This is a genomic window from Brevibacillus sedimenti, assembly GCF_020923495.1.
Classification (GTDB): Bacteria; Bacillota; Bacilli; order Brevibacillales; family Brevibacillaceae; genus Brevibacillus; species Brevibacillus aydinogluensis.
Genome location: NZ_CP064048.1, coordinates 3,159,048 through 3,178,421, shown reverse-complemented (window position 1 = coordinate 3,178,421; position 19,374 = coordinate 3,159,048). Strand labels below are relative to the sequence as shown.

Genomic DNA, 19,374 nt, shown 5'->3' with positions numbered 1-19,374 from the left:
TCGGACATTAAAAAGCCCGGAACAAGCTGTTCCGGGTTCGGTTGTTGCTGTCGAACACAGTCGATTATTTGGGAAAATATTCCTTCCAGCGACGATCCACCAGAGCGGCGATGTCGGGCCGGGTCTCCACTTCATCGGGATAAAACGGCTTCATTCGGGCATCGACGATGAGCGGTCCCTCGTACCGGATCTTGTTGCGGACAATCGTCGAACGGGCGTACAGGTCGTGAGCCGGGTCGAAGCGGGTAAAGACGGTCCAGAGGAAGCGGCTCTGGCTCTCGGCGATGGACGCGTCATCCACGATGCAGATCATCGGCCAGTCGCTCAGGTGCTCGTTGGCGTAGGGCAGCAGTTCTTCCCCCAGTTCCGGCCGTTCTTCAAAACCGGGGCCAGAAATGACCAGACAGCCCGGGCAGAACGCTTCGATTTTGGCAATGCCGGGGATGCCTTCGCCGCTGTACGCGTGCGGCAGCTCACGCACCGGATCGCCGATGCCCAGCATGACTCCCTTGGAGCCATGGTTGAACTTGCGGCCTGTGTAGTCGAGCGTATCGTTTGACGTGTCGTTTACAATCAAGAGGTCGCGCTCCGGCTGGAAGCGGGCGAGCACGATTTCCAACAAGTGCTTGAAATTGCTCAGGTCGCACGGAACGTCCGTCACCATCAAAAACTTGGTCAGGGTCAGCTGTCCTTCACCCAGGATGCGAAACGCGTGGGCCATCGCTTCCTTGTAATAGCTCTCCCTGACGATCGCTCCGGCCAGTGCGTGGAAACCGGTCTCGCCGTATGTCCACAGCGCCTTGACGCCGGGCATGACGATCGGGAAGAGCGGGGACAGCAGCCGCTGCAGGTACTCTCCGATGAAGAAGTCTTCCTGCCGAGGCTTGCCGACGACTGTGGCCGGGTAGATCGCGTCTTTGCGCCGCCACATCTGCTTTACGTGGAAGACAGGAAAGTCGTGCGTCCAGGAATAGTAACCAAAATGGTCGCCGAACGGTCCTTCCGGTCGGCGCGTGTGCGGCGGGACTTCTCCGGCAAAGACGAACTCCGCTTCCGCCACGATCCGGTGCGGATGGTTGGGTACTTCGGCCATATGCAGCTTGTCACCCATCAGCAGCGAAGCGAATACCAATTCCGGCACCATCTCTGGCAGCGGCGCGATGGCCGAAATGATCAGCGCCGGCGGTCCGCCGATCGTGAGCGTCACAGGGAGCGGCTGGTTCCGCTTTTCCGCCTCGTGGTAGTGGAAACCGCCGCCTTTGTGAATCTGCCAGTGCATGCCGGTCGTGTTTTTGTCGTAGATCTGGATGCGGTACATGCCCAGGTTGTGTTCTTTGGTCTCGGGGTGCTCCGTGTAGACGAGCGGCAGGGTGACGAACGGACCGCCGTCCAGATGCCAGCTTGTGAGCGCCGGCAATTGGGTCATGTCCACGTCGGTCGTGGACAGCTCCATGACCGGTGCTTTGGATTGCGGCACGGTTCTGGTCCCGGTGCGCAAGATTCCCATGAGCGGCGAACGCAGTTCCCACAATCCCGACAGCTTGGGCGGCAGGAGCTTGTCCAGGCCGTTCACCAGCTCCCGGATGATCGACTCCGGTCTGGGGCCAAACGCCATGTCGACCCGCTCCACCGTCCCAAACAGGTTGGTGACGACGGGAAATGATTTGCCTTTTACATTGGTAAACAGAAGTGCTGGTCCTCCGTCTTCAATCACGCGGCGGTGAATTTCCGCCAATTCCAAATACGGGTCAACCGGCGCGTCGATTTCCACCAACTGGCCGGATCGCCGCAGTTGTTCCATAAACGTACGCAGATTTGCGTGCATCTGTCGTAACCTCCACATCCGCTTCAATTCCCTCTCTACTGTACACGAACGGCGCTGGCGAATCTACCTTTTTTCCTGCGGGGGATGGTAAGATGAACGAGAGGTGAACCAACGATGATTTCAGCACGATTGCGCCTGACGCTGCAAACGCGAATGATTCTGCTGATGACGCTTGTCATCATCGTCTTGATCGGATCGATGGGCGCGGTGTTTTCTTCGATGATTGCGGCCACGATCGAAGACCAGGTGGGAAAACGCGCCCTGAGCGTGGCCAAGATCATGGCCAATCTGCCGCAGGTGCGCGGCGCTTTTGCCACCGGCCACCCCACGCAGATTATCCAGCCGATCGCGGAGAATGTGCGCATGCAAGCGGACGCCGAGTTCGTCGTGGTGGGAGACCGGAACGGGATACGCGTTGCCCATCCGCTGCCGGACCGCATCGGCCGGGAAATGGTGGGCGGCGACAACGAACCGGCGCTGCTGCACGGCCAGTCTTACGTCTCCAAAGCCGTGGGCAGCCTGGGGCCGTCATTGCGGGGAAAAGTGCCGATTCATAACGACACAGGGGACGTGATCGGGGTCGTCTCGGTCGGCTTTCTGCTGGAGGATATCGAAGCGGCGATCGACAGCTACCAGCAAAGGGTGATGCTGATTCTTGCCCTTGGCGTTCTGTTTGGCACGGCCGGTGCGATCTGGCTGAGCCGGTGCGTCAAGCGGGCCATCCTCGGCCTGGAGCCGGAGGAGATCGCCTCCTTGTACATGGAGCGAAATGCCGTGCTGGAATCGGTCCGCGAGGGGATTATCGCCATCAACCGCCACGGCAAGGTGACGATGGCCAACAAGGCAGCGATCCAGATTCTGGACCTGCCGGACGAAGAACTGCGGGACAAGCCGATCCTGGAGCTTTTGCCGGACAGCCGGATGCTGGAGGTGCTGGAGTCCGGGGAGCATCAGTTGGACCGGGAGAGCACGATTGCCGGAAAAGAGATCATCGTCAACCGCGTACCGATCAAGTGGATGGGCAAGGTGGTCGGCGTCGTCAGCAGCTTCCGCCTCAAATCGGAAATTGACCAGTTGACGTCCGAACTGTCCCAGGCGCGGCGGTATGCGGACGTGCTGCGAGCGCAGACGCACGAATTTCACAATCTTCTGTATACGATCTCCGGCCTGCTGCAGTTGGGGTCGATTCAGGAAGCGATCGAACTGATCACGAGTGAGACTTCGGCGGAGCAGGAACTGGTCCTGTTCCTCGCCAAGCAGGTGCCTGACCCGCTGATCGGGGCGCTGCTGTTGGGCATGCACAATCGGGCCAAGGAACTGAAAATTCAGTTTTCTGTCAATCGGGACAGCCGGTTGAAGGAGCTGCCGCCCGACATCAATCGGCAGCAGGTGGTCGTAATGCTGGGCAATCTGATACAAAACGCATTGGAAGCAGTTGGGGAGATGAAATCCGGCCCCAAAGTGGTGGAATGCTACCTGTCGGACGCCGGCAGCGAGATTTTGTTTGAAGTGGAAGACTCCGGGCCGGGCGTGGACGACTCGATGCGGGAGAAGATTTTTGAGCACGGCTTTTCGACCAAACCGGGCGAGCATCGCGGCATCGGGCTGGCCAAGGTGAAAGGCATCGTCGAGGAGTTGGGCGGGTACATTCTGATCGGAAAAAGCGAGTGGGGCGGCGCGTTGTTTACGGTGTCGCTCGGCAAAAGAACGGAGGGAAAAGCATGAAGCCCGTAGAGGTAGTAATCGTGGAAGATGACATTCGCATCATTGACATTAATCGGCGGTTTGTGGAAAAGATCGAAGGATTTCGCGTCATCGCCACCGCGACCAGCGGGGAGGAGGCCAAGGAACTGATCGCCCGTGCCAAGCCGCACCTGGTCCTCTTGGACGTCTATCTGCCGGACACGTTGGGGACCGAGCTGGTCTGGCAGATGAGGCAGCAGCATCGCGAGTTGGACATTATCATGATCACTGCCGCCAAGGAGATCGAGATGGTGCAGCACGCCCTGCGCGGCGGGGTGTACGACTACATCGTCAAACCGCTGGTGTTTGAACGCTTCCGCGAACGGTTGGAGAGCTACCGGGAGCATTTCTGGCGCACCCGGGAAGCGGGCGAGGTGGACCAGGAAGAGATCGACCGGATGTTGACCCGGCGGCTTGCGAGCGCGAAGCCGCGCGATTCGCTCATTCCCAAGGGGATTGACGCGCTTACACTGGACAAGGTGATCAGCGCCATCAAACGGGCGGACAAGTTGGGCCTCTCCGCCGAAGAGGTGGGCCGGGAGATTGGCACCAGCCGCACCACGGCGCGCCGCTACCTGGAGTACCTGGTGGCAGAAGGAAAAGCGCAGGCCGATCTGGTGTACGGTACCGTAGGACGGCCGGAGCGAAAATACAGGTTGCTGTGAGATGGATTCCCGGACGCGGGACGCCAGCGGTGCACAATATGAAAAAATGAACAAAATATTCAAAATATTACTTATGAACATAAACTGTTCAGCCTCCCTCCAGCGTGCTACGTTTATCTCAGTTTTGGATGCGCTTACAAAAAACGTTGGAGAAGGGGGCTTCAGTATGAAAAAACGAATCACTCTGACAGCGCTGTCCGTCGTCATAAGCCTGGCGCTTGTCGCGTGCGGCGGGGGGAACGGCACAAATAGCACTGCCACCGGGCAGGGGGGCTCGGCTGGTTCCGGGTATCCGGACAAGCCGATCGTCATCGTCGCTCCGTCCGGCGCGGGAGGGGGCTGGGACAAGACCGCCCGCTCCGTCGCCAAGGTGCTCGGCGAGAGCAAGCTGGTCAATCAGGCGATTACGGTGGAAAACAAGCCGGGCGGCGGCGGTGTGGTCTTTCTCGCCGATTACGTCAGCAAGGAAAAAGGGAACGCGTACCGGCTGTTTGTCAACTCACCGCCAATCTTGATCAACCACAACAAGAAGGAGGGCAACAGCCCGTTTGGGTTCCGCGACGTCACTCCGCTGGCACAGTTGACCAGGGATTACGGCGCCCTCGTGGTCAAGGCGGACTCGCCGTATCAGGACGTGAAGAGCCTGCTTGCGGCCATCAAGGAAAATCCGTCTGCCGTCACAGTGGCGGGCGGGTCGGCTCCCGGCTCGATGGATCATCTAATCGCTGTATTGCCGGCAGCCAAATATGGCATTGATCCGAAAGCAGTCAAATACGTCTCCTACGACGGCGGCGGCGAAGCGATGGCGGCGCTGCTCGGCGGCAACGCGGACATGATCGCGACTGACGCATCCAGCGTGGGCGAGTACCTGAAAGCGGGCAAAATCCGTGTGCTGGGCATCACGTCTCCCGCACGGCTGGGCGGTGACCTGAAGGACGTGCCGACGCTGATAGAGCAGGGGATTGACGCCGAATTTAACATCTGGCGCGGCGTATTTGGCCCGGCCCAGATGCCGGCTGACGCCAAGGCCTATTGGGATGCCAAATTAAAGGAACTGTCCGAGAGCGAGGCGTGGAAAAAAGAGCTGGCTGTAAACGGCTGGGAGAGCGAATACCGGGATTCCGCCAGCTTTACAGCTTTCCTCGAAGAGCAGGACAAATTGGTCAAGGAGCTGTTGACTTCTCTGGGTATGTCCAAGTAAGGAGAGGGCAGCCCTCTCCATTCTGCGGTCTTTTTCATTCATCATGAGGAGGTAACCATGAACAAGACATTTGATCGCACCAGCAGCATCCTCTTTGCCTTGATCGGGGCGCTGTTTGTCGCGGAAAGCCGCGACATTTCCACCAGCGCCTACGGCAGCGAAGTTGGCCCCAACCTGTTTCCGATGGGGCTGGGCATCATTTTGATCCTGCTCAGTCTTCGCCTGTTTTGGGAGACGTTCCGCTACCGGGAGTCGGTCACGTCTGCTGTCGTGCTCCGACACAAGCGCTTTTTGCTGATGTTATTGGCGACCGTTTTGTACGCCTGGTTTTTGGAGGATATTGGTTACGTCATCAGCACGTTTTTCTTTTTGCTGGCCGGGTTTCGGCTGATGGGCAGCGCCAGTTGGTGGAAGTCGGCCGCTGTCGCGCTTGCCTTTTCTGGCGGGGTCTACGCCGTCTACGTGCACATCCTGAAAGGAACGCTGCCAGGTTTTCCGACCTGGCTTGGCTTGTAGGGAGGGAGACGCATGGAAGCTTTGCAGTATTTGGCGGATGGCTTCACGATTGCCCTGCAATGGCACAATCTCGTCTACGCCTTTGTCGGTGTGCTGATCGGGACGTCGGTCGGGGTGCTGCCCGGCATCGGCCCGATGAGCGGGGTGGCGCTGCTGCTGCCGGTTACCGCCTCGCTGACAAACGGGCTGTCTCCCGAACAGGCCGCAGCAAGTGCGCTGATCCTCCTCGCGGGAGTTTACTATGGCGCGATGTACGGCGGTTCCACCACGTCGATCCTGCTCAATACGCCCGGCGAGTCATCCTCCGTCGTTACGACGCTGGACGGCTATCAGATGGCGCGGCAGGGGCGCGCGGGAGCTGCCCTGTCGATTGCGGCAATCGGTTCATTCGTCGCCGGTATAGTGGCGCTGGTGGCCCTGGTGTTTTTGGCGCAGCCGCTGTCCGAAGTGGCCCTCACGTTCGGCCCGGCCGAATACTTTTCGCTGATGATACTGGGGCTGTGCGCGGTCAGCGGCCTGGGCGGGAAGTCGATGACCAAGGCGCTGATCATGACCGTCTTCGGCCTGTTGCTGGCGACGATCGGTATCGACAACGTGTCCGGCGTAGCGCGGTTTACCTACGATATTCCCGACCTGTACCAAGGGTTGGAATTCCTGACGATTGCCGTCGGGCTGTTTGCGCTCGGCGAAGTGTTCAAGACCATTCTCGAGGCGGACGGAACGGAAGCGCAACTGATCAAGGTGGACCGCATCCTGCCGACCAAAGCGGACTTGAAGCGAAGTGCCGCCCCGATCGCAAGGGGGTCCCTGCTGGGCTTTTTCATCGGCCTCCTGCCGGGCGCGGGCGCGACGCTGGCGTCGTTCTTTTCCTATATCGTGGAGAAAAAGGTGAGCAGACAGCCGGAACGGTTCGGCAAAGGGGCGATTGAAGGTGTGGCCGCTCCGGAGTCGGCCAACAACGCGGCGTCCGGCGGAGCGATGATTCCGCTGCTTACCCTCGGGATTCCCGGCTCCGGGACGACGGCGATCCTCATGGGAGCGCTCCTGATGTACAATGTCCAGCCCGGTCCGCTGCTCTTTTCCGATCACCCGCAGGTGGCCTGGGGGCTGATCGCCAGCATGTTCATCGGCAACGTAATGCTGCTGATACTCAACCTGCCGCTGGTCAAAGTCTTTGCCAAAATCATCGAGACGCCCCCTCAGTACCTGATTCCGCTGATCATCGCGATTTCCGTGTTCGGTGTCTACGCGGTGCAGATCAGCACGTTTGACCTGATGCTGCTGATCGCCTGCGGGGTGGCGGGGTATCTGCTGGCGAAAAACGATTTCCCGCTTGCGCCATTGGTGCTGGGCCTGGTATTGGGACCAATGATTGAAAACAACATGCGGCGCGCCCTCACGACATCCAATGGCGACTTCCTGATTTTCCTGCAAAAGCCGCTGTCTGCGATCTTTCTCGCCTGTGCGTTGTTGTGGCTGGTCGTGCCGATGATATTGAAACTGCGCGGCCGTCAGGTAGTCGTCAACGAAGAAGCGTAGCCCGTCCCGTTTTCCCCTGTCGACAAAAAACAGCTTGACAGGCGATTAGCGGTATTCTATTCTTGGAAAAATTCCGCAGACATGTTCGGTTGGCTGCATCGAGCTTTATTTCGGAGAAGGAGGAGTATTGCATCATGCTGGAGATTGCTCCTGTCACGCTGGAAGGGGAAAGGGTGCGGCTGGAACCGCTCGGCCGCCATCATGTGGACGGCCTGTGGGAAGCGGGACGATACGAACAGATATGGACTTACATGTCGGTCGTGTTTCGGCAGCCGACAGATGCGGAGCAGTTCGTGAACCAGGCATTGCAGGCGCAGGAGGCGGGAACCGAACTGCCATTTGCGATTGTGGATCGCCGGAACGAAAAAGTAATGGGCAGTACCCGTTTTCTCAACATTTCTCGCAAGGACCGGGGACTGGAGATCGGCTTTACCTGGCTGACCCCGTCCGTATGGAAGACGCCGGTTAACACAGAGTGCAAGTGGCTGCTGTTGCGCCACTGTTTTGAAACCTTGGGCTGCATTCGCGTCCAGTTAAAGACGGACGCCCGCAATCTCAACTCGCAGCGGGCGATCCAGCGCATCGGCGGCGTCCGCGAAGGCGTGCTGCGCAATCACATGATTGTCCGCGACGGATACATCCGCGACTCCGTCTACTTCAGCATCCTTGATCGAGAGTGGCCGGCGGTGAAGAAGAAATTGCAATTGTTGCTGTTTGGTGAATAACGGCCCGTTCCGATTGTGGCCGTCCCGTAATGGTGTGTACAATAAGCGTGTGCAACACTGTTACGGGAATGAGGGCTGCGATGAATCGGACACATGCTTTGGCCAGATGCGTGCTGATAGTTGGCGATCTGGCCGCTTTTCTGCTCTTTACCTACTACGGAAAACGGGCCCACGGGCTGCCTGCCGACGCTGCGGGGATTTTGGCGACGGCTGCTCCGTTTTTGCTCGGCTGGCTGGCCGCCGCGCTGTTGTTGGGGGTTTACCGCCCCCATAGGTACGAGCGGCCGGGAAAACTGATCCTCATCACTGTGGCGGCGTGGACGGTGGCAGCGCCGATTGGCCTCATCATCCGCGCACTGTGGCTGGGCACGCCGATCACGCTGATGTTCGCGGTGGTCGCGTATGGGCTCATGCTCATGTTTCTGCTTGGTTGGCGCATCCCCTTTGGATTCGTTCACACGCTGATTCGCCGCCGGAATACGCCGCGCTGATAAAAGCCCGGAACTTCGGAGACGCTAGCCAGTGACGACAATCCAGGGGAGGTGTGCACATGGGCAAGAACAACAACAGCAAAGACCTCGGGAAAAATCGCGGGAAGACGCTGGATGAGCACGATCAGAACACCAATCTGCGTCAGTCCCAGCACAATGATCGGAACAAGCAGGAGTAACTAAAAACCGCCGGTGAATCCGGCGGTTTTTGTTTGCGAACAAAGTCCGGGGTGTCATGGGTGATGGTGCCCGCTCGCCCCCCTGACGATCGGCAAAAAAAGTGGACAGTGTCCTGACGTGGTGCAGGCTTCCGGCCAGGAACGTATGGGAAAAGCGATTTTTGCAACGACAAACCAACTGCATAGAGGGAGTTTCCAGGCAGAACGACTTGCGGGCCAAAACGAGTGGAGCAGCGATTTGCGGGCTTGGCGGAGCCGCATCGGCTAGTGATATAATAGGGGGAGTTTCTCAACAAGTGGGGGGAGCAACCGTGACCGAACCGATGCAGGATGTACAGCAGGTGACGCTGTCGACACAGGCGTTTTTGATTTTGTGCCGCCTGTTCGACGGCTGCTACGATGATATGAAGCAGCAGGAATCGATGCAAGATCTGGTGGAATCCATTGCCGATATTTTGTTGGCAGGAGTGCAGGAGCTGGAAGGGCGAGAGACAAAGCCGAGAACGGTCACGTTCCCGCTGACGCTGCCGCAATCGTTTTTGCTTCGCCGCTTGGCGCACGAGATGCTGGCTCGCGTGCCGGAGGGCCAGGAGGACAACATGACAAGCTGGCTGCAGGAGTGCGTGTCAGCATTGACAGGAGGGGCAGGGGCATATGGGACCCCGGCAACCTGAACTGCACGTCATCACCAGCGGCAGGCAGTCCCTCAATGAAGTGCTGAGGGTGGCGGAGGCCGCCTTTTTGGTCGGGATGGACTACCTGCACATCCGTGAAAAGCAGCGGACTGCCCGAGAATGCATGGAGTGGGTGGAAGCGCTGGCCCAGGTCATGCCCCGTGAACGAATTCTGGTCAACGACCGGGTAGACGTGGCAGCAGCGGCCGGGTGCAGGGGCGCTCATCTCGCGTACCACAGCTTGACCCCGGCGGAAGCCCGCCGTGTGTTAAAGCCGGGGCAGCAGATCGGCCGATCCGTTCATTCGCTGGCCGAAGCCAAGCAGGCGGCTGTGGAGGGAGCGGATTACCTCTTGTACGGCCATATTTTTCCGAGTGCGTCCAAACCCGGTCTGGAGCCGCGCGGAACGGATGAATTGCGTAAGATCGCTGCGCAGGTGAAGATTCCCGTCATCGGCATCGGCGGGATCACGCCGGAAAACGCCTCTCATGTGCTGGCAGCAGGCTCAGCGGGGATCGCTGTGCTGTCCGGCATTACAGCGGCGAGTGACCCGCAGGCGGCGGCGCGAGGGTACCGGGAGGCGCTGGATCGATGGAAGGAGAGTCAGAGATGAGAGACCGTGAACGCTTGCGGAAAAGCATGCAGGTCTATTTTGTGGTGGGCACGCAGGATTGCGGTTTTTCGCCCGAGCGTACGCTGGCCATTGTCCGCGAGGCATTGGCCGGCGGCGTCGGGATGCTGCAGCTGCGGGACAAGGGGAGCCGTTTGACGGACGAAGAGCGGTACCGTCTCGGCCTGGAAATGCGGGCCTTGTGCCGGCAGTACGGTGCGTTGTTTGTCGTCAATGACGACGTATCATTGGCAGTGCGCCTGAAGGCGGACGGGGTCCACGTCGGACAGGACGACATGCCGCTCGTCCAGGTGCGGGAGTTGGTTGGCGAGCAGATGTACATAGGCGTATCTGCCGGGACGGTGGAGGAAGCACTTGCTGCCCAGGCAGGCGGAGCCGACTGCCTGGGAGTCGGCGCGATGTATGCCACCGCATCCAAAGCGGACGCCGGGGAGCCGATTGGTCCTAAGGGACTGCGAGCCATCCGCGAGGCTGTCGGCAGCGGACTGCCGATCGTCGGCATCGGCGGCATCACGCTGGAGAATGCGCGGAACGTACTGGCGGCAGGAGCGGATGGCGTCGCCGTCATCAGCGCAATCACTCGTGCCTCGTCGCCCGCCGAAGCGGCCAGAGAACTGAAACGCATCGCGACAGATGCGGCGAAAGGGCAGTCAAGCTGAGCGCATAACGTACAATAACCAACAAAACAGTGCCCTCCCAAGCGGCGAGGAGGTGGAAATGATGAAACATCGCATATACCGGATCGGGTACGAATGGGTCAGCAAGCGGGAGCTTCTGGAGAGGTTGCAGTTGACCGATTGCGTGTTGGTCGAGCTCAAGCGGTTGTTCCCCGCGGATGAGGGCACGACAGGAGAGATCGTCCCGGAAGATGAGCGGCACGCCGTGCTGATTCGCAGCCAGCGCCGTCCGGGGGAATGGATCACCTTCAACGGTCTGTACGAAATTCAGTCCCGCGAGCCAATCCCCTGGATCGATTCGCCGCTGGAGTACCATCAGTTCGGCACAGAATTGATTCCGGGCAACATCCGTCGGGACAAGGCCCCTCAGGCGCGCATTCCGGCGCGGACCAAACTGCAGATCGCGGCCATCCGGCAGGAGACAGTGTTTGTCACGGTGCCCGGCCACCCGTCCCGCCGATACGAAATGTCACTGGCCCACGCCCGGTTCGCCAAAGACTTTCCCACGGAATTGGAGCTGAAACTGCAGGTGTATGCGTTTCCGCCCCGCCATGACATCTTTGTCGACTGGCTCCTGAAAGAAGGGCGAAAGACAGGAATTATCATCCGGCCGAATCAGGAGCGGGTGGAGCGTTCAGCGTTTCAGGTGTGGGAAGAACTGCGCCAGGAATACGGAATCAGCGTCAGCGCCGCGCTGATCGCCATCAAACAGGCCCTGATCGTACTGGACAGAGCCGGTCTGGAGAGTGATTTTCCTTATCCGGTCCAGGAGTTGTCCGACCTGTCGCTGTCCAACGACGCAGAACGGGACGCCTTTTACTCGTACCATGCCGTCCGCTGCGCCATGGCGGCCGTCTCGGCACTGTTGACGACTGATCCCAAGGACCCACTGCAAGATTTGCTGCTGGTGGACATCATGCTGGAACAGCAGATCAACCGCAGACGCGAGTAAGCGTCCTGCGGTTTTTTCATTATTTATGCTTTTGTTGTATAATGGAAGAAAATAGAAGTCGGATGATCTTATCCAGATAAGTTGAACAATAAACATTTTTTGCACAATTTTGGTCCGGGACGTGGTATGATAGATCGAGAAAGCGTTTTCACAAAAACCTGTTGAGGAGGCTGTGAGAATGAATCGTGTGGAATCCGATTTTTCTCTGGTGCAGGTGCCTGTCCATCTCAGAGAGTTTGTAGTGGAACAGGATTACGAGCGGTACACGCCCGTCGACCACGCCGTCTGGCGCTACGTGATGCGGCAAAATCTCAGTTTTCTCAGCAAGAAGGCCCACGCCGCCTACGTGGACGGTCTGCGCACTTCCGGTATCAGCGTGGAGCGCATCCCCAACATCCGGGAGATGAACGAAAGCCTGGCCCAGATCGGCTGGGGCGCCGTTACCATCAACGGCTTTATTCCGGCCGTGGCGTTTTTTGACTTCCAGGCGCACGGCATCCTGCCCATCGCCTGCGACATTCGCCAGTACGATCACATCGCATACACGCCGGCACCGGACATCATCCACGAGGCGGCGGGACACGCGCCGATCATCAAAGACGAAAAGTACCGTTCCTACCTCAAATTATTCGGGGAAATCGGTTCCCGCGCACTGTCCTCCCGCGAGGATTACGAATTGTACGAGGCCATCCGCTTGCTGTCGATCGTCAAAGAGGATCCCGAGTCCACCGATGAGGAGATCCGGGCAGCGGAGTTGGCATTGGAGCAAAAAGCGCAGGCGGTCAAGGAAGTATCTGAAGCCAACCAGCTTGCCCGTCTCTACTGGTGGACGGTGGAATACGGGCTGATTGGCGACCTGGAGAATCCGCAGATTTACGGTGCCGGCCTGCTGTCATCGGTAGGGGAGAGCATGAGCTGCCTGAAAGACGACGTGAAAAAAATTCCGTTTTCCCTTCAGGCCTGCATCGAAACGGATTACGACATCACCAAACCGCAGCCGCAGTTGTTCGTCTGCAGGGATTTTGACGAGCTGATCGAAGCCGTGCAGGAATTTGCCAAAACGATGGCCATGTCCGTCGGCGGCACACAGAGCCTGATCAAGGCGAGCAAAATGCCGCAGACGTCCACCTCCGTATACAGTTCCGGTCTGCAGGTGAGCGGCGTGCTCAGCGAGCTGGAATTTGACGACAGAGGTGAAGCGGTCTACTTGAAGACGACGGGACCGACTGCGCTGGCCGTGGGTGACAAGGAACTTCCCGGCCACGGCAAAACCTATCACGCAGAAGGCTTCGGCTCTCCGATCGGCTTGCTTGCCGGCGAACCCACCCCGCTGGAGGCGTTTACGGACGGACAGCTTGAGGCGTACGGAATCGTCGTGGACCAGACGACCACGCTGACCTTTGCCTCCGGTGTCCAGGTGGTCGGCAAAGTGGCGTACATTCGACGGGAAAACGGCAAGATCGTCTTAATCGGATTTGACAACTGCACCGTCACGTACCGGGGAAAAACGCTGTTTATGTCCGAGTGGGGGACGTACGACATGGCGGTCGGCGAAAAAATCGTCTCTGTCTTTGCGGGAGCGGCAGACCGCGAAGCGTTTGCCACCGGCACGCACAAGCCTTCGGCCGTCAACGCCAGACGCCCGGTGTACAGTCCGGAGCAAAAACGGCTGCATCGGTTGTATCAGCAGGTGCGCGACATTCGCGAACAGGCACCTGCTGCCGAGACGGCGCAGCGTGTACTGGCGGAAGTGCTGCGGGAAGTTGACGAGGCCTATACGGACGACTGGCTGATTCGTCTGGAAATCCTGGAGGTTCTCCACAAACGCGGCCTGCTCCCGGACAAACAGGCACAGCTTCGCCTGGCATTGGAAGCGCTGCGCGAGAAAGGCGAGGAGCAGGCGCAGTTGATCGATAACGGCCTGTTGTTGATCGGAACGTAATTTTGCGGCGGTTACAGCGGCGTGAATCGTGCGAGCCGATCATCACGCCGCTTTACACAGCGACAATCTTTTGGTGATAATAGGAAATGTAGGGCAACATCCAAAAATGGAAACAAGCGTGAAGGAGCCAGTGGGAAGTGAAAAAACGTGTCGCTATGCGCGTAACCAATCTGGCCCCTGATCTGGCGGCCAAAGCGAATTCGTTATTGTTGAACCACGACCAACTCTCCGATCTATTCAAGGCAGACGCCCCCCACACCCTGGCACTGCTGGAGCAGTTCATCAAGGGATTGGCGAATGTTTTGGAAACCGGGAACGGGTTGATGCTGGAACAGCAGATGCGAGAGTTTGCGTTGAAACAGGCCAAGCAGGGGGTGCCGCTCGCCAGCATTCTGGAATTTATCCGGCTGGGACGTGACGTGATTGTGGAGCAGCTGCAGGCAGAAGCGGAACAGTTGATGCAATCGCCCGCGGAATGGCCCTCATTTTCTTCAATGCAGATGGACGTGTTTCGTTATGTCGAAAAGCTGATAGACGCTGTGGTACAAACCTGTCAAATGGCCGAGCGCGAGGACATGCGCCAGCCTGAAAGCGCTCTTACCGCAGGTGAACCGTTTACGGAAGTGGCGGAACAGGGACTTGTGCAGCTCATCTTGAAGTCGACAGACATCGCCGTGCTGATGATCGACAAGGATCTGCGGATTGTGGAAGCCAACCAAGCCCTGGCAGATCTGCTCTCGGTGGAGCGGGAGCAAATCATCGGCAAGCAGATCGACGAAACGTTTCGCCCGCGCGAATGTGAACGCTTTCTGCAATGGGTGGTGGAGCGCGGCCAATCCGGTCACTACGTGGCGGAATACAATGGCAAGTGGACAACAGTCAGCACCAGCCCGATCTATCACGAAGGGGAACTGCAGGGAGCCATTGCCGTGATGCGCAACATTACGGAGAGCAAGCGGTACGATGAGGAACTGACCAAGCGGGAAGCCCTCGCCGCCGTAGGGCAGCTGGCTGCCGGCATGGCCCATGAAATCCGCAACCCGCTGACCTCGATCAAAGGGTTTATTCAACTGCTGCGGGAACAGATGGAGACAGACGGAAACCAATCGTATTTTTCCGTCATCTTGACCGAAATCGAGCGGATCGACGGGCTGTTGAACGACGTACTTGTCCTGGCCCGCTACCGGGACGACAAGATCGTAGCCGAACGGTTTTTGGTGATGGAGGAAGTGCTGGGCGTGATTCGCCTGCTGGAACCGGAGTCAATCCGACGGGGCATCCGGTTGGAACTGAACTGGTCCGGCGAACAATGGCATGTCTTCGGCTACCGCGCGCGCATTAAACAGGCGATTTTGAATATCCTGAAAAATGCGCTGGAGGCACTGGCATCCAAAGGGTCAGTCGTTCAGGTGTCGGCGTACGCGTCGATCAATCAGGTCGTCATTATTGTGGAGGATGACGGCGTGGGCTTGTCCGACAGTGTCAAGCAAAATCTGTTCGTGCCGTTTTACACGACCAAACCGGATGGAACGGGCCTGGGACTGTCCACGACGCAACGGATCATCATCGATCACGGCGGCGAGATCTTCGCCGACAATTCGCCGCAGTTGGGCGGGGCACGGTTTGAGGTTCGGCTGCCGATTTCCATGCAGTAAGCGAGCGGCAGAGAAAACGGGCACAAACCCTCGTGCTGATTGACCCGCAGTTGGACAGATACATATCAATTGAGAAAAAGACGGATGACTGTTTCATTCGTCTCTTTTTAGTTAGTGGGATCTTTTGGTTACAGCGAGTTACCATAATATATCTTCTGTAAACGAAATTCCAACGTTTTTAAGACAAAGTGCCCGATCCACTTTTTGGACAAGGACTGCATCCGTTACAATAGTACAAAATGGTGTCCTCGGAGGTAGTTATGACTGCAAATCTTTCCGTATTGCTGGCTTTTGGCGCGGGGCTTCTTTCCTTTGTTTCCCCATGCTGTCTGCCGCTCTACCCTTCGTTTTTGTCCTATGTGACCGGCATCACCATGGACGAGGTGAAGAAGGGGAGGGCGGTCTTTCAACGGCAGGCGTTGCTGCATACGTTGTTTTTCATTCTCGGGTTTTCCATCGTCTTTGTCGCACTGGGTCTGTCCACGTCCTGGCTGGGCAATCTGTTTGCCGAGAAAAAAGACCTGATCCGCCAACTGGGCGGCATTCTCCTGGCGGTGATTGGGCTGGTCCTGCTCGGTGTATTCCAAATGGACTGGATGATGCGGACGTGGAAGATTGATTTAAAATCTCGCCCGTTGGGGTATACTGGGTCCATACTGGTCGGCATCACCTATGCGGCGGGGTGGACGCCGTGTGTGGGTCCGATCCTCTCCGGGATCTTCGTGCTGGGCGTGACCGATCCGACGCGTGCGCTGACCTACACGCTGGCCTACACCCTGGGGTTTGCCCTGCCGTTCTTCCTCATGACGTTTTTCATCAGTAAGGTCGGAGCGATCGTCAAGTACTCGGACCGGCTGATGAAACTGGGCGGTGCAGCCATGATCCTGTTCGGGATCCTGCTGTATACCGATAAGTTGACGGAAATTACCCGCGTCCTGATTCAACTGTATGGAGGCTTTACCGGATTCTAAACGAGGTGAAGAGATGAAAAAACTGCTGCCGGCACTATTTGTAGCCTTTTTCGTCGGACTGATCTTCTGGCCGCATGCGGGACAAAGCCCGACGGTCATGGCGGAACCGAAAGCGGAACAAAAGCCGATACAGGGTTATGAAGCCCCCCATTTTACGCTGATCGGGATGGACAACCAGACGTATCAGCTAAACGGCAAGCGTAATAAGCCGCTCATCCTGAATTTCTGGGCTTCCTGGTGCGGTCCGTGCCAGATGGAAGCACCGGAACTGCGCAAGTTCTACCAAAAGTTTGGTCAGCAGGTGGATCTGTACGCCATCAACGTGACCAGTGAAGACAGCGTGGACGGCGCCAAAAACTTTGTGCAGACATACAAACTGCCGTTTCCCGTGCCGATGGACAAGACAGGGGAAGTGGCCAACCGCTATCGGATTATGGCGTTTCCCACCACATTTCTGATCGATCAGCAGGGAATCATCCGCAAAACCATCATCGGCATGGTTGACGCGGCCGTCCTGGAGCAGGAAGTACGCAAACTGCTGTCCGAGAAGCGCTGACCGCTGCGAGGTGCAGCGTTTTTTTCTTCGTGTTAGTGTTTCGATACGTACATGAAAAGGAGCCTGGATTTCCGGCTCCTTTTTTGTGATCCGTATGTCAGCGCAGGGCGTGGTGTTTCCGGTCGTCAGTTCATTGTGCCGTCTGGGCAGTCCCGCCATGCACGCTGCCGTCCGGATCGATCCTGACATGGGTGGAGATGGATTCGATCCGCTTGAGCAGGCGGGCGCCGTCCGCCTCGTTCATCGGCACCGCCTGTCCCAACTCCGCGTGGTACGGCAGCATCTTCAGAGTGCAGTCTCCCTGTTTCGTGCATGTCGCCTGCAGCACCATGGTCTCCCAGGTTTTCGGCTCTGCGGCACGCGTAAAAATGAAGTTGCCCAAACTGTACGCAATCCACTTGCCATGATACGATTCAACCCCCTGCAGCACGTGCGGATGACTGCCGACGACGAGATCTGCACCGGCGTCAATGTAGGCACGGGCCAGTTCCTTTTGGTGATCGACAGGGAGGTCCACTTTTTCCTTGCCCCAATGGGCGATTACGACGACGAGGTCGGCTTTGGAACGTGCCGCGCGAATCGCCTCGACAGCGCGGGCCGGGTCGTACGAGACGGCGAGTCCCGGCTTGTTTTTGCCGGCGTACCAACTGACTTCCGGTACAACCCGACTGAAGCCGAAGAACGCGATGGTGATGCCGTGTCGCTCGACCAACACCGGGGCGTATGCGCGGGCTGCATCCGCACCGGCGCCGACATAGGCGATCTCGTTTTCATCCAGTACGCGCATCGTGTCAAGCAGGCCTTCCACACCCTGGTCCATGGAATGGTTGTTCGCCAGGTTGACCAGGTCAATCCCGGCTGTTTTCATCGCCGGTACAGCTTCCGGGGGCGACTTGTACACATAGGTCTTGGCAGCGGGTGTTCCGCGCGTAGTCACGGGTGTTTCCAAATTGACGACGGTAACATCGTCGTGCTGAAACAGCGATGTAACGTGCACAAACGGAAAGTCGAAGCCATTCTCCCTCAACCTCGTTTCCACGTGGCCGGACATCATCGTGTCTCCCGCAAAGCTGAGCGTGACGGTCGGATCGCTGCCTGCCGTTGATTCGCCGGCTTGTTCCACTTGACCGCTTCCGCTCTGCCGGGGAATCTCCCTCTGCAGATTCTCCATATGATACAACCCGAAGAACAGAAAGAACATCACACCGAGTACGAGGCCATTAAGCAACATGTACAAGCGTCTGCGCCGTCTCTTCCTCTTTTCGGCCTTGACCCGTTCCGTTCTGGTCCGATTCATCGCTCTCCCACCTGTAACATCACGGTTTTTCTCTGACAGCAAACACTTCCTCATTATACCATCCTTTGCTTGGCTCCCACATGAAAAGCGGCCCATGACAGCCAATATGATGCGCAAGTCCTCCGTTCACGAGCGACGGTCATGAGGCCCAGATGGGGAGACGAATGGGCGATCTGTCGTGGGAAAGCAGCGAAAATACGGCAGTGAACGGCTTCAAAGGCAGTACTCCAAAGTGTTAGAATATTGAAAAAAGGAGGTCTTTCACATGGAGGAAAAGGTGTCCTTTTTGGAACGGTACAAGCGCGACCACCAGCATCCCGTCAACAAGCTGACCCACGCGTTCGGCATTCCCATGATCGTCATTTCCCTGCCGCTCTTTTTCTGGAGCTGGAAGTGGGCGCTCGGCCTGTTCATCGTCGGGTGGATCTTCCAATTTGTCGGCCACTACGTTGAGGGGAACCCTCCCTCCTTTCTGAAAAATCCCGTCTTTCTGCTGATCGGACCGTGGTGGATACTGAAGCGACTGTGGGGGTTTCTCACCGGCCAGCCGTACCGGTGAGGAGGTAATCCACAGCGGACCGGGGCCATGACGAACGGCCGGAGGCGCTTGCTGCGCGCCGGCTGTTTTGTGCCGACACCGTCATGGCGAGACACCGGGCGAACCAAAACCGTGCCGCATCTTTTCCGCTCCCGGCCCAAATTCCGGCGGGTGTCTCCGCTTTGTGTCCGTGCCCATGGAACAGGGCTGTTCTCCTTCATACAATAAACCGATCCAGCGGAGGAGGGAGAACGGATGGCAAAACCAAAAAAGGCAAAGACGAACCGGGAATCCCGGCAGCATCCCAACCAGTTGAATCTGAAAATCGTCACAGCCGAGACCTGTAAAGCGTGCAAGCAGCCGTGTGCGCGAGGCATGGCGTACGTCGACAAGATGTCGCGGCCGGGGGCGGTGGGCCGTGGTGTGCCCTGCATTCTGACGGCTCCCCGGACATGATGGAAACGACAGCGCGAACCCGCGCTGTTTGTTTTTGAGGATGGTTTTGGGAAACATGCAACGTCTGGAGTCCCTTGCGCGGGACAAGCCCAGGCACCGGTGAGGCCATAGCAGCTGAGAGTTAGGCTGTGAGCGGGAAGA

General features: G+C 58.0%; 19 protein-coding genes. 17 read left to right on the top strand and 2 right to left on the bottom strand.

Going from position 1 to position 19,374, the window contains the following annotated elements; translation table 11 throughout:
• Positions 1-64 precede the first annotated feature (64 nt).
• Positions 65-1,825: a menaquinone biosynthesis decarboxylase gene (locus IRT44_RS15620; RefSeq protein ID WP_212132512.1), complete on the bottom strand. Its 1,761-nt coding sequence runs from the start codon at positions 1,823-1,825 to the stop codon at positions 65-67.
• A 114-nt stretch (positions 1,826-1,939) separates the two neighbouring features.
• On the opposite strand from IRT44_RS15620, the gene IRT44_RS15615 reads away from it, so the two are divergent.
• The 15 genes from IRT44_RS15615 (at position 1,940) to IRT44_RS15545 (ending at position 16,942) form a co-directional block, all read left to right on the top strand.
• Positions 1,940-3,550, top strand: coding sequence for an ATP-binding protein (locus IRT44_RS15615; RefSeq protein WP_230076956.1), 1,611 nt, complete (start codon positions 1,940-1,942; stop codon positions 3,548-3,550).
• Positions 3,547-4,233 carry a response regulator gene (locus tag IRT44_RS15610; protein WP_230076955.1) on the top strand — a complete coding sequence of 229 codons (687 nt, stop codon included), beginning with the start codon at positions 3,547-3,549 and terminating at the stop codon, positions 4,231-4,233. The genes IRT44_RS15615 and IRT44_RS15610 overlap by 4 nt, the downstream gene beginning before the upstream one ends.
• A gap of 166 nt (positions 4,234-4,399) precedes the next feature.
• Entirely contained in the window at positions 4,400-5,434 is a 1,035-nt protein-coding gene (locus tag IRT44_RS15605) for a tripartite tricarboxylate transporter substrate binding protein (RefSeq protein WP_230076954.1), read from the top strand.
• Between the two features lie 57 nt (positions 5,435-5,491).
• Complete coding sequence (locus IRT44_RS15600) at positions 5,492-5,950, top strand: tripartite tricarboxylate transporter TctB family protein (RefSeq protein ID WP_230076953.1); 459 nt, start codon at positions 5,492-5,494, stop codon at positions 5,948-5,950.
• A 12-nt stretch (positions 5,951-5,962) separates the two neighbouring features.
• The gene (locus IRT44_RS15595) at positions 5,963-7,489 is read left to right on the top strand and encodes a tripartite tricarboxylate transporter permease (RefSeq protein WP_171566773.1); all 1,527 of its coding nucleotides are present in this window, start codon (positions 5,963-5,965) and stop codon (positions 7,487-7,489) included.
• 134 nt (positions 7,490-7,623) lie between these two features.
• On the top strand, positions 7,624-8,214 hold the full coding sequence (locus IRT44_RS15590) for a GNAT family N-acetyltransferase (RefSeq protein ID WP_230076952.1): 591 nt from the start codon (positions 7,624-7,626) through the stop codon (positions 8,212-8,214).
• A gap of 80 nt (positions 8,215-8,294) precedes the next feature.
• The gene (locus tag IRT44_RS15585; protein ID WP_171566775.1) at positions 8,295-8,705 is read left to right on the top strand and encodes a DUF3054 domain-containing protein; all 411 of its coding nucleotides are present in this window, start codon (positions 8,295-8,297) and stop codon (positions 8,703-8,705) included.
• Between the two features lie 490 nt (positions 8,706-9,195).
• On the top strand, positions 9,196-9,558 hold the full coding sequence (locus tag IRT44_RS15580; RefSeq protein WP_171564756.1) for a hypothetical protein: 363 nt from the start codon (positions 9,196-9,198) through the stop codon (positions 9,556-9,558).
• Positions 9,539-10,171, top strand: a complete 633-nt coding sequence (locus tag IRT44_RS15575; RefSeq protein ID WP_171564757.1) for a thiamine phosphate synthase — start codon at positions 9,539-9,541, stop codon at positions 10,169-10,171. The genes IRT44_RS15580 and IRT44_RS15575 overlap by 20 nt, the downstream gene beginning before the upstream one ends.
• Entirely contained in the window at positions 10,168-10,848 is a 681-nt protein-coding gene (thiE, locus tag IRT44_RS15570) for a thiamine phosphate synthase (protein WP_230076951.1), read from the top strand. Before IRT44_RS15575 ends, thiE begins: the two co-directional genes overlap by 4 nt.
• Before the next feature lie 61 nt (positions 10,849-10,909).
• On the top strand, positions 10,910-11,818 hold the full coding sequence (locus IRT44_RS15565; protein ID WP_230076950.1) for a hypothetical protein: 909 nt from the start codon (positions 10,910-10,912) through the stop codon (positions 11,816-11,818).
• Positions 11,819-11,996: 178 nt separating this feature from the next.
• The gene (locus IRT44_RS15560; protein ID WP_230076949.1) at positions 11,997-13,760 is read left to right on the top strand and encodes an aromatic amino acid hydroxylase; all 1,764 of its coding nucleotides are present in this window, start codon (positions 11,997-11,999) and stop codon (positions 13,758-13,760) included.
• A 137-nt stretch (positions 13,761-13,897) separates the two neighbouring features.
• Positions 13,898-15,415: a two-component system sensor histidine kinase NtrB gene (locus IRT44_RS15555; RefSeq protein ID WP_230076948.1), complete on the top strand. Its 1,518-nt coding sequence runs from the start codon at positions 13,898-13,900 to the stop codon at positions 15,413-15,415.
• Between the two features lie 260 nt (positions 15,416-15,675).
• A complete protein-coding gene (locus IRT44_RS15550; protein WP_171564762.1) occupies positions 15,676-16,386 on the top strand; it encodes a cytochrome c biogenesis CcdA family protein in 711 nt (236 codons plus the stop codon).
• 13 nt (positions 16,387-16,399) lie between these two features.
• Positions 16,400-16,942: a TlpA family protein disulfide reductase gene (locus tag IRT44_RS15545; RefSeq protein ID WP_230076947.1), complete on the top strand. Its 543-nt coding sequence runs from the start codon at positions 16,400-16,402 to the stop codon at positions 16,940-16,942.
• Positions 16,943-17,072: 130 nt separating this feature from the next.
• Here the strand turns inward: IRT44_RS15545 and IRT44_RS15540 are convergent, their stop codons facing one another.
• Positions 17,073-18,239 (bottom strand): CapA family protein, encoded by a 1,167-nt coding sequence (locus IRT44_RS15540; RefSeq protein WP_230076946.1) that lies wholly within the window; start codon positions 18,237-18,239, stop codon positions 17,073-17,075.
• Positions 18,240-18,504: 265 nt separating this feature from the next.
• Here IRT44_RS15540 and IRT44_RS15535 point away from each other — a divergent pair, with 265 nt between their 5' ends.
• Together IRT44_RS15535 and IRT44_RS15530 are read left to right on the top strand one after the other, a co-directional pair.
• Entirely contained in the window at positions 18,505-18,798 is a 294-nt protein-coding gene (locus IRT44_RS15535) for an Mpo1-like protein (RefSeq protein WP_029099143.1), read from the top strand.
• Positions 18,799-19,032: 234 nt separating this feature from the next.
• Positions 19,033-19,233 (top strand): hypothetical protein, encoded by a 201-nt coding sequence (locus IRT44_RS15530; RefSeq protein ID WP_212132502.1) that lies wholly within the window; start codon positions 19,033-19,035, stop codon positions 19,231-19,233.
• The last annotated feature ends 141 nt before the right edge of the window (positions 19,234-19,374 follow it).

Excerpts from the sequence above, each read along its gene's own strand:
- IRT44_RS15620 (WP_212132512.1), bottom strand. The coding sequence starts at position 1,825 with ATGCACGCAAATCTGCGTACGTTTATGGAACAACTGCGGCGATCCGGC.
- IRT44_RS15615 (WP_230076956.1), top strand. The coding sequence starts at position 1,940 with ATGATTTCAGCACGATTGCGCCTGACGCTGCAAACGCGAATGATTCTG.
- IRT44_RS15610 (WP_230076955.1), top strand. The coding sequence starts at position 3,547 with ATGAAGCCCGTAGAGGTAGTAATCGTGGAAGATGACATTCGCATCATT.
- IRT44_RS15605 (WP_230076954.1), top strand. The coding sequence starts at position 4,400 with ATGAAAAAACGAATCACTCTGACAGCGCTGTCCGTCGTCATAAGCCTG.
- IRT44_RS15600 (WP_230076953.1), top strand. The coding sequence starts at position 5,492 with ATGAACAAGACATTTGATCGCACCAGCAGCATCCTCTTTGCCTTGATC.
- IRT44_RS15595 (WP_171566773.1), top strand. The coding sequence starts at position 5,963 with ATGGAAGCTTTGCAGTATTTGGCGGATGGCTTCACGATTGCCCTGCAA.
- IRT44_RS15590 (WP_230076952.1), top strand. The coding sequence starts at position 7,624 with ATGCTGGAGATTGCTCCTGTCACGCTGGAAGGGGAAAGGGTGCGGCTG.
- IRT44_RS15585 (WP_171566775.1), top strand. The coding sequence starts at position 8,295 with ATGAATCGGACACATGCTTTGGCCAGATGCGTGCTGATAGTTGGCGAT.
- IRT44_RS15575 (WP_171564757.1), top strand. The coding sequence starts at position 9,539 with ATGGGACCCCGGCAACCTGAACTGCACGTCATCACCAGCGGCAGGCAG.
- thiE (WP_230076951.1), top strand. The coding sequence starts at position 10,168 with ATGAGAGACCGTGAACGCTTGCGGAAAAGCATGCAGGTCTATTTTGTG.
- IRT44_RS15565 (WP_230076950.1), top strand. The coding sequence starts at position 10,910 with ATGAAACATCGCATATACCGGATCGGGTACGAATGGGTCAGCAAGCGG.
- IRT44_RS15560 (WP_230076949.1), top strand. The coding sequence starts at position 11,997 with ATGAATCGTGTGGAATCCGATTTTTCTCTGGTGCAGGTGCCTGTCCAT.
- IRT44_RS15550 (WP_171564762.1), top strand. The coding sequence starts at position 15,676 with ATGACTGCAAATCTTTCCGTATTGCTGGCTTTTGGCGCGGGGCTTCTT.
- IRT44_RS15545 (WP_230076947.1), top strand. The coding sequence starts at position 16,400 with ATGAAAAAACTGCTGCCGGCACTATTTGTAGCCTTTTTCGTCGGACTG.
- IRT44_RS15540 (WP_230076946.1), bottom strand. The coding sequence starts at position 18,239 with ATGAATCGGACCAGAACGGAACGGGTCAAGGCCGAAAAGAGGAAGAGA.
- IRT44_RS15535 (WP_029099143.1), top strand. The coding sequence starts at position 18,505 with ATGGAGGAAAAGGTGTCCTTTTTGGAACGGTACAAGCGCGACCACCAG.
- IRT44_RS15530 (WP_212132502.1), top strand. The coding sequence starts at position 19,033 with ATGGCAAAACCAAAAAAGGCAAAGACGAACCGGGAATCCCGGCAGCAT.